The following is a 9,582-nucleotide window of genomic DNA, read 5'->3' on the forward strand; positions in this document are numbered from 1 at the left end:
TAGGCGCGTCAGACTTGTTCGAGCATCAGACCGGATATGCGCCGTACCTTGCGCAGTACCGCCTCTTCGAAAATACCCTGGCGCGGCTCGATCAGGCTGAAGCAATGCTTGGCCCGGGTGATGCCGGTATACACCAGCTCCTTGGTCAACACCGGGTTGAGTGCATCCGGCAGCACCAACGCGGTGTGGCTGAATTCGGAGCCCTGGGACTTGTGCACGGTCATGGCGTAAACGGTTTCTACCTCGTTGAGGCGGCTGGGCAGGACGAAGCGCACGCCTCCACTGCCATCGTTGCGCGGGAAGGCCACCCGCAGCAGCGCTTCACCGTGCTCATCCGGCAGGCGCAGGGCGATGCCGATGTCTCCGTTCATCAAGCCAAGGCCATAGTCGTTGCGTGTCACCAGCACTGGGCGGCCTTCATACCAAGGCTGCTGGCTGTCGATCAGCCCGGCGTTGTGCAGCACCCGCGCTACCCGCTCGTTGAGGCCTTCGACACCCCAGGCGCCCTTGCGCACAGCGCACAGCAACTGGAAGTCTTCGAAACTTTGCAGCACTTTGGCGGCCCACTGCTCCCAGCGCGGATCGTCGAATGCGCTGCCCGGTGCCGGGCGATAGCGGCCAATGGCACGCAGGTAGCTGCGATAGCCCTGAGGCCCTTCGGTACCCCGGTTGAGGCCGTCGAGAATCAGACGGTCGAAGGCCCGGTCCTGCTCGCCGCGCAGCGCCAGGCCGAATACGTCCGCTGGCGGCTGGCTCAGCAGGTCACGTGCCGCCTGGGCCTCCTGGCGGTTGACCAGGCGCGCCAGCTGGCCGATGCCGCTGCCTTCACCAAAACGCCGCGAGAACCGCAACATCACGACCTGCTGGGCCAACGGATTGCGTTGCGCATCCCCAGGTTTCAGGCCACTGGCGGCCAGCGACTGGCCACCGATCTGCTCCAGCCAGGCCTGGGTCGCGGGCGAGTAGTAACCCTCCTCGGCATCGCGACACAGGTCACCGAGCACGGCCCCGGCCTCGACCGAAGCCAGCTGGTCCTTGTCCCCCAGCAGAATCAAGCGCGCCTTGGGCGGCAATGCGTCGAGCAGGTTGGCCATCATCTCAAGGTCGATCATCGACGCTTCGTCGACCACCAGCACATCCAGCGGCAGCGGGTTGCCGGCGTGGTGACGGAAGTGCCGCGAGCCCGGGCGGCTGCCGAGCAGGCGGTGCACGGTGCTCACGTCGGTGGGGATCTGCGCACGCACTTCGGCGCTTACCTGTAACCGTTCAACCTGCTGGCCGATCGACTCGGTCAGACGCGCAGCCGCCTTGCCGGTCGGCGCGGCCAGGCGTATGCGCAACGGCCTGCCCTGCTCCACCGCAGGCGCCTGTAGCAGCGCCAGCAAGCGCACCACAGTGGTGGTCTTGCCGGTACCGGGGCCGCCAGTGATGATGCTGAAACCCGCGCGGGTAGCCAGGGCGCAGGCCAGTTTCTGCCAGTCCACCTGGCCCACCAAAGCGCCCTCGTCAAACAGCTGTGCCAGGCGCGCAGGCAGGTCGGCAGGGGCAGCCTCGCCCTGGCTCAGGCGCTGGCGCAGGGTATGGTCGATTTGCCGCTCGTAGCTCCAGTAGCGGCGCAGGTACAGGCGCTGGCCACTGAGTACCAGCGGCCGCGAGTGCTGGCTTGGTGTATCGCCCGCCGCCACCAGCGGGCTGGCGGCAATGCGTTGCAGCCAGGTGGGCAAGCCGAGGTTGGCCAGCAGTTGCGAGGGCAACAGCAACGGGCCGGTCAGGGCATCGCCTTCCGGCGGCAACGACAGCGCGAAGTCCGGCTCGTCGAGGGTCTGTTGCAGGTCGAGGCAGACATGCCCGTGGCCCAGCTGATGGCTGGCCAGTGCTGCCGCCAGCAAGAGCAACGGGTCACTGCCGGGGGCACGCTCTTCAAGAAAGCTGACGAACGCCCGGTCGAGCGCGCGCAGCCAGCCACGTTCCACCCAGCGATCAAGCAATTGCAGCAGGTCTGCACTGTTGTGCTGAGGGGCCAAGGCCAGCAGATGCTCAGCGTGCAGTGGCGTTGGCAAGAGATCGTCGAGGGTTCGGCTCATGGCGCAACTCCGGCAAACAGGTCCTGCTGCTCGGGCGCGTGCACGCCACGGAACAGCGCGTCGAGGGCCTCGATCAGCTCGCGTGGCGGCTTGACGAAGTACACACCGTGGCCACTGCTGCTGGCGCCGCGCAGGAAGATGAACAGGGCTCCGCCAACATGGCGGTCGTAATCGTAATCAGGTAGGCGTGCGCGCAGCTGGCGATGCAGGGCCAGCAGGTAAAGCACGTATTGCAGATCGTAGCGGTGTTCGAGGATGGCTTTTTCCATGGCCTGGGTGTCGTAGGCCTGGATGTCCGGGCCGAGCCAGTTGGACTTGTAGTCCGCCACGTAATAGCGCCCGTCGAGCTCGTAGGCGAGGTCGATGAAGCCTTTGAACATGCCATTGAGCAGTGTCGGTTGCGCGGCCGGGCGTGCACTGCCCGGGTGGGTGTGCCGGGCCACCAGACGATCGAGCTGCTCGGCGTCGACGTTGTGGCTGGCGAACCAGAACTCCATTTCGATCTGGTAACGCTGCAGCTGCGCGAGCGTCAGCTGTGCAGTGCCGACCGGCAATGGCTCGTTGAGCAGGCGCTGCAACCACTGGCTGAGTGTCGGAATCCAACCGGTCCAGTCACGGCGGTTGCAACGCTGGCCAACGGTACGCTCGATGAGCCTGGCATTGCCGGCGACTTCGCCAAAGCCTTCGCGACCGGCCCACTCCAGCAGTCCATGGAGGAAGGTCCCCGGATTTGGGCCGCGGGGGAAGCGATGGATGTCGCCACCGTCGGCGGGCGCTTCACGGATCAGCTGAGTATCGGCAACTTCGTCATCGAGTAGTTGCTGGGCCTGTGAGCTGTCGGCGCCTAGGGTCTGCTCGCCGACGCGCAAGGCACTGTAGGACGCGATCCACCAATGCTCGGCGGCTGCCCGGCGTGGCTTGCGTGCCGGTAACAACTCGCGCTCGACATGGGACGCGCGATAATGCTCATCGCTGGCTTCTGGCAGCGGCGGGCAGGCAATATCCACGCAACCTGCGAGCAAGCTCTGCAGCCATGCCTTGAGGTGTTCCGAGCCAGGCAGTGCCAGGCCGCCCCCCAGCAGGTAGCCGAGCGCCGAGCGGTGCAGCTGCGAGCTTTTCTGGTTGCCGCGCTTGAGGTCGGCGACGCCCAGCCAGCAGGCGTGCTGGGCGCGCGTCAGGGCCACATAGAGCAGGCGCAGGTCTTCGGCCAGGCGCTCTTCGTCGGCCAGGGCGATCTGCTCTGCATCGGGCGTCAGCGTCAGTTGCGCATTGCCCAGGCTGTCGTGCCAGGCCAACGGCAGGCGGCTGCCGTCCACGGGCTTGCTGGTGCAGATGAACGGCAGATAGACCAAGGGGTATTCCAGGCCCTTGGACTTGTGGATCGTCACCACCTTGACCAGCTGCTCGTCGCTTTCCAGGCGCAGAATCTGCTCTTCCCCCGCTTGGCCGGAGTTGGCCAGGTGCTCGGCCAGGTGACGGATAAGCGCCTGCTCACCGTCCAGCTCAGCAGCTGCCTGCTGCAGCAGTTCGGCCAGGTGCAGCAGGTTGGTCAGCACACGCTCGCCGTCAGTGCGGCCGATCAGCGTGCGCGGCAACTCGAAGTCGTGCAACAGGTGCCGCAGCATCGGCAGTACGCCCTGGCGCTGCCAGATTTCGCGGTAGCGACGAAAACGCATGACCCAGCCTTCCCACACCCGCTCGTCCTGGTTCAGCTGGTCAAGTTGAGCCAGCGACAGCTCCAGGGTCAGGCTGGCCAGCGCGGCCTTGAGCAAGCGCTCGGAGTCCGGTTCGGCGCAGGCCTTGAGCCAGGCCAGCAAGTCGTGTGCCTCCTGGGCGGCGAACACCGAGTCCTTGTCGGAGAGGTACACGCTGCGCACGTCGCGGGCGGCAAGCTCGCTGCGCACCAACTGCGCTTCATGGCCATCACGCACCAGGATGGCGATGTCCGAAGGCTGGCAAGCGCGCAGCTCGCCCTGGTCATCGCTGAAGCCGGTCACGCCGCGCTGGCCACCATTCAATACGGTAACGATATGGCTCGCACAGCTGGCGGCCAGTTGCTGCCGGTAGAGCGTGCTGGATACCGGCTCGTCACTTTCCAGCTGCCAGCATTGCAGCGCCGCACACGCTTGGCCATCAATCAATAGGCGTTCGCCGCGGCCCTTGGCGCGAACTTCGACAAACGGCAGCGGGTTATCGTCAGCTTCGCGGAACAGGAAGGCACCCTTGCCCTGCGTGCGCGCTTCGGCCTGCAGGAACACCCGGTTGACCGCCGCGACCATCGCCTGGCTGGAGCGGTAGTTGGTGTCCAGGCTATGCAGGCGGCCCGCGGTAGCGCGTCGGGCCGACAGGTAGGTATAGATGTCGGCGCCACGGAAGGCATAGATCGCCTGCTTGGGGTCGCCGATCATGAACAGTCCGGTTTGCGCATTGTTCTCGCTGATGCGATAGATGCTTTCGAAGATGCCGTACTGGACTGGATCGGTGTCCTGGAATTCATCGATCAACGCTACCGGGAACTGCTCGCGGATCAGTGCGGCCAGGCGTTCCCCCGACTCGGTGCCCAGTGCATGTTGCAGACGCAGCAGCATGTCGTCGAAGCCCATTTCGGCTCGGCGGCGTTTCTCCACTTCGAAACGCGTCGCCACCCAGGCGGCGGCATGTTCGAGCAAGCGGGCATCCGGGCTGGTCAGAGCCTGCACCTGTTGCTGCAGGTTCTGCATGGCATGCAAGGCCGGGTGGTCGGGCGGCTCGCCAGCTTTCCAGGCCTCGGCCATCCCCGCCGGCGTCAGGCGGGTAAAGCCGGTTCCCAGATCAAGCTCCACTTCTTGTTCATCACCGGCCCAGGTGCGCAGCTTTTCAAACCAAGGCTCGAAGTAGCGCGCTTGCAGTTTGCGGCCATCCGCCTGCTTTGCCGCCACTGCGTCGCGGCAGATCTGCTGCAGCTCATCCGCCCATTGCACCCACGGTGCCTTGAGTTGGCGCAACTGCTCGCCCCGCTGTTGCAGCGCGCCTTCGATCAACGCTTGTGGTTCCGTTTCGTCCTGTTGTGCACGCACGCGGCCGAACAGCGGGCGGATGCGCGGCAGCAGAGCATCGGGGCTGACCCAATGGCTGCGCACCCAGCTCAGTGCTTCGCCGTGCATGCCATAGCAGAAGCGCCGCCAGTAATCGCGCATGACTTGGCCAAGCAGGTCGCTGTGGTCGGTTTCCAGGCTCTGGGTAAACAAACTGCCGCTGTCAAAAGCATGTTCACGGAGCATGCGCTGGCACCAGCCATGAATGGTCGACACCGCCGCTTCGTCCATCCACTGCACAGCGACTTCCAGGCGATTGGCGCAGCGTGGCCAGAGTGCTTCGGCATAGTCGTCGCGCAGTTGCTGCAGCAGGGGGTCGCCGCCTTCCAGTTCGCCGCGGAAGAAGCGCGCGGCCTCGGCCAGGCGGGCACGGATACGCTCGCGCAGCTCTTTGGTGGCGGCATCGGTGAAGGTCACCACGAGAATCTGCGGCGGTAGCAGCTCGCGGCCGAAGCCTTGCTCAGCGCCATGGCCGAGGATAAGGCGCAGGTACAGCGCGGAAATGGTGAACGTCTTGCCTGTGCCGGCACTGGCTTCGATCAGCTGGCTGCCGTGCAGGGGAAAACTCAGTGCCAGGGGGCGGGCCTGGGTCATGCTTCACTCTCCGGATTACCTTGGGCCTGCCAGGCAGCGCTGAACAGGGGGCGGTACAAGGTTTCGCACCAGCCTTCAAAAGTCTCATCGGCGCTGAGTGCGGCGAAATCGCGGAACTGCCGGGCCAGCGCAACACTTTCGCTGCGCTCGCCGAAACTGGTGCGGCCATCCCCTTCATAGGCACGGATAGCGGCAGCCAGGGCCTTGTCCGGATCTTCCTGAGCCAGCCAGGCAAAGGCTGTCTTGGCGGCGACAGGCAGCGGTGCATTCATCGCAGCCTGTCGCGCTACAAGCAGGTGCCCCAGTTGCTCGCCAGCCTGATCCTGTGGCAAGGGACCGAGCAGCAGGGTGACGTCGCTGGCCAGCAGCGCACTGTGTAGTGGATAACCAGCGGCGCACGCGGCCAGGTGCATCACCCAACTGGCAATCAGGCGGTGCCACTTGAGGTTGTTGCGCCCGGCGCTGATGGTGTTGGGAACCGTGGTGATACTCAACAGGCTTTGATCGTCGGCCTGATAGACCCGGCCCAGCCAACCCTCAAGGCGGTGATTGGCATGCTCGAAACGAATCGGCAATGCACCATCGACCACCGTTGGCCAGCGCTGCAGCAGCTGACGATGACGTAGCAGCAGATCGGGCAGTGGCTGGATCAACTCGGCTTGCAGCAGTTCTCCGAAACCAGCCAGGGGCAGCATGCCGCAGGCTTGCAGGCGGCGGGCCTGGGCCTGCAACGCACGTTCTGCGTTGTCAGGATCGCTAAGGGCGGCACCCAGCAGGCTTTCGCTGGCGCTGTAACGCTGCAAGGCGTCAAGAACGAATGGCTCTTCGTCTGGTGTAGGAGCCTCCAAGGCTTCAAAGAACACTTTCAGGCGCTGGCTGAAGAAGTGCCTGACTGGGTGACGCAAGAAATCCTGCAATTGGGTCAGCGTCAGCGCTTCATCGTTGACGTACGGAGGCAGGTTGAGGTTGGGCTGCTTTTCGTCTGGAGTCTGCTGGTGCAGCAACTGCCACTCATGGGCATAGCTGAACAGCGCACTGCCCTTCTGGAAGTAGCGTGTACTGAAAGGCTGCAGGGGATGTTCCTGGGTCAAGGCGTGCAGCAGTTGCTGGCCGTCAGCATCGCCCTGGAGGCGCCAACCGGCAGCCAGGTGATCGCGCAACTGGCCGATCAATACCGAGGCCGGTCGTTCACTGTTATCACGGATGCTGCGGCCAACCCAACTGATGTAGAGCTGGTCACGTGCCGACAGCAGCGCTTCGAGGAGCAGGTAGCGGTCGTCCTCGCGGCGCGAGCGATCGCCGGGGCGGTAATCGCTGGCCATCAGGTCGAAGTCCAGCGGCGGCTGCGCGCGCGGATAGTCGCCATCGTTCATGCCCAGCAGGCACACCACACGGAAGGGAATTGCCCGCATTGGCATCAACGTGCAGAAATTCACCGAGCCGGCGAGAAAACGCTGAGACAACTTGCCTTCGTCGAGGCCCGACAGCCAGGCCTCACGGATCACCGTGAGTGGCAGCTGATCTTGCAGGCCCACGGTTTCGCAGACTTCCAGCCAGCTGTCGCGCAGCTCCTGCAATTGCATCAAAAGAAACTCATCGTGCTCTTCCTCGGCCAGGAAGAACACTTGCAACAATGCGTTGAGGCGGTCACCCCATTCGCTGGCAGTGGCAGGTTTGGACAAGGCCTGGTTGGCCACATCGAGGGCATCGAGCAACGCCACCAGCGGGCCGATCAAGGCGGCATCCAGGCCACCGATTTCATCGTACGGTTCAATGCCGTCGCAGCCTTCTCCCACACCCACCGCGTAACCCAGCAGCATGCGCCGCAGACCGAAGCGCCAACTGTTCTGCTCCAGGCCCTGGGGCAACCCGAGGGTGGCACGCTGATCGGCGTTCAACCCCCAACGAATGCCCGCACCTTCGATCCAGCGATGCAGGGTGGGCAGGTCGCTTTCGCGGATGCCGAAACGCGCGCGCACCGCCGGGACATCGAGCAGGTCGAGCACTTCGCTGACGGCGAAGCGGCTGTCTGGCAGCTTGAGCAGATGTTCCAGGGCAATCAGCAGGGGGTCGCGACCACGCTGGCCCTGATCGGTCAGGGTGAATGGAATGTAGCGCGGGTCGTTGCGCTGCAGTTGGCCGAACACTGCACGGATATGCGGAGCATAGGTGTCGATGGCCGGGAGCATTACGATTACGTCGCGCGGGCGCAGCGTGGGGTCGGCGCTGAAGCGGGCCAGTAGCTGGTCGTGCAGGATCTCCACTTCGCGCTGCGGGCTGTGCGCCACGTGAAAGCGCACGGAGCGATCCTTGGCCAGGTCGACCTCAGGCCAGCATTCGCGAGTTTCTGCGAGTGGACGCAGTTCGAGGATATCGTCCTGCAGCTGGTTCAGCAGCGAACTGGGCTGGCCTTCGCTGAACAGGTCGATGCGCCCGTCGCTGAATACGCCTTGATAGCTGCCGGGGTCGTCGTAGCTGTCCAGCAGGTTGATGTAATCGCGGCCTTGCTTGCCCCAGGCAGCCAATAGCGGGTGGGCGTGCTGATGCAGCGACTCGTCGTCCAGTTGCAGGGGCATGCCCTGCTTGCGCTGCTGGCGCTTGTACTGGTGGCGTAGCAGGTCCTTGTCGGCAACGATGTCGGCCCAATGGTGGCGGCAAGGGTTGTGAACACAGAGCAGCACCTGACTGAAACGGGCCAAGCCGGCTAATGCTTCCAATGCCTGGGCGGGCAGGGAAGAAATACCGAATACGATCACCCGCGAAGGCAGCCCTTGCGGCGCTGCTTCCATACTGTTGATGCGTTCAATGAAGCGCTGGTGCACCCCTGCTCGGCTTTGCGCCATGCCTTGCTCACCGACATCCTCGAGCAATGCACGCCAAAGTTCGGCCTGCCAGCGGTTGCCTGGGGCAAGGGGCTTGCGTTCACCACGGGCGGTATTGAGGATGTGCTCGCCGGCTGCCCAATCCTTGAGCCAGTCGGCGCGGTAAACCTGATATTGGTCGAAGAGGTCGGCCAGGCGCTCGGCCAACTGATAACGCTTGCGCAGGTCACTGTCATCCGTGAGAAAACGACGCAGCGGTTCGAAATGCGGGCGTTCGATCAGTGCAGGCAGCAGGCGCATCAGGCGCCAGGTCAGCGGTGCCTTGTCGAGCAGGGATACTTCGGGGATCTCGTCACGCCCGAGCACCTTGCGATACAACTGCCACATGAAGCTGCCGGGCAGTTGTACATCGATGGCGGCAGCAATACCGCAGCCGCCCATGTCATCGTCTTGTGGATCTTCAGCGAGGGCAAGCTTGAGCCATTGGGCAATGCCATTGCTCTGTACCAAGGCGATTTCGTTTTCCAGCGGTGCCAGCGGGTAGCGGCGCATCCAACTCACCACCAAGCTGCGCAGGTCGTCCAGGCGGTTGCCGTGGACGATCATGAAACCAGGCTGCAGAGAGGTGGTGTTGGGCATGGAAAAGTCCCTGAAAGAAGAATGGGGAACGATATCACGGCTGGCTGCCGGTACTGGCCCAAGTAAAAGCCAGAAAAGACAAAACCCCTACCTGCATGTGCAGATAGGGGTTTTGCGAAATGAATCTTGACGATGACCTACTCTCACATGGGGAAACCCCACACTACCATCGGCGATGCATCGTTTCACTGCTGAGTTCGGGATGGGATCAGGTGGTTCCAATGCTCTATGGTCGTCAAGAAATTCTGTAGCCAGAATGTCCAGATGGACAGCCCAGCGAATCCGGATATGTGATGTTGTGGTTCGTTGCGAACTTTCGGTTCGTATCATCTTCACCACCACAATTTGGCGCTTACGCTCAAATTGCTT

General features: G+C 63.6%; 4 protein-coding genes and 1 rRNA gene. 1 reads left to right on the top strand and 4 read right to left on the bottom strand.

The window, feature by feature from the left end; genetic code table 11:
* Positions 1-8: 8 nt before the first annotated feature.
* Genes recD through recC form a run of 3 tightly spaced genes read right to left on the bottom strand, consistent with a single transcriptional unit; the run spans position 9 to position 9,213 of the window.
* Positions 9-2,084 (bottom strand): exodeoxyribonuclease V subunit alpha, encoded by a 2,076-nt coding sequence (gene recD / locus H040_RS21165; RefSeq protein ID WP_027918374.1) that lies wholly within the window; start codon positions 2,082-2,084, stop codon positions 9-11.
* Positions 2,081-5,752, bottom strand: a complete 3,672-nt coding sequence (gene recB / locus H040_RS21170) for an exodeoxyribonuclease V subunit beta (protein ID WP_027918373.1) — start codon at positions 5,750-5,752, stop codon at positions 2,081-2,083. The genes recD and recB overlap by 4 nt, the downstream gene beginning before the upstream one ends.
* The gene (recC, locus tag H040_RS21175) at positions 5,749-9,213 is read right to left on the bottom strand and encodes an exodeoxyribonuclease V subunit gamma (protein ID WP_027918372.1); all 3,465 of its coding nucleotides are present in this window, start codon (positions 9,211-9,213) and stop codon (positions 5,749-5,751) included. The genes recB and recC overlap by 4 nt, the downstream gene beginning before the upstream one ends.
* On the opposite strand from recC, the gene H040_RS27820 reads away from it, so the two are divergent.
* Positions 9,212-9,343, top strand: a complete 132-nt coding sequence (locus H040_RS27820) for a hypothetical protein (protein WP_256208052.1) — start codon at positions 9,212-9,214, stop codon at positions 9,341-9,343. The two genes, recC and H040_RS27820, sit on opposite strands and share 2 nt — an antisense overlap.
* Here H040_RS27820 and rrf read toward each other — a convergent pair.
* Positions 9,338-9,453: ribosomal RNA gene (gene rrf, locus H040_RS21180) — 5S ribosomal RNA — on the bottom strand. The genes H040_RS27820 and rrf overlap by 6 nt on opposite strands.
* Positions 9,454-9,582 lie beyond the last annotated feature (129 nt).

The organism is Pseudomonas sp. URMO17WK12:I7 (genome assembly GCF_003269045.1).
Taxonomy (GTDB): domain Bacteria; phylum Pseudomonadota; class Gammaproteobacteria; order Pseudomonadales; family Pseudomonadaceae; genus Aquipseudomonas; species Aquipseudomonas putida_J.

What these genes read in the sequence shown, in the direction of transcription:
- recD (WP_027918374.1), bottom strand. Translation starts at nt 2,084, where the DNA reads ATGAGCCGAACCCTCGACGATCTCTTGCCAACGCCACTGCACGCTGAG.
- recB (WP_027918373.1), bottom strand. Translation starts at nt 5,752, where the DNA reads ATGACCCAGGCCCGCCCCCTGGCACTGAGTTTTCCCCTGCACGGCAGC.
- H040_RS27820 (WP_256208052.1), top strand. Translation starts at nt 9,212, where the DNA reads ATGGAAAAGTCCCTGAAAGAAGAATGGGGAACGATATCACGGCTGGCT.
- recC (WP_027918372.1), bottom strand. Translation starts at nt 9,213, where the DNA reads ATGCCCAACACCACCTCTCTGCAGCCTGGTTTCATGATCGTCCACGGC.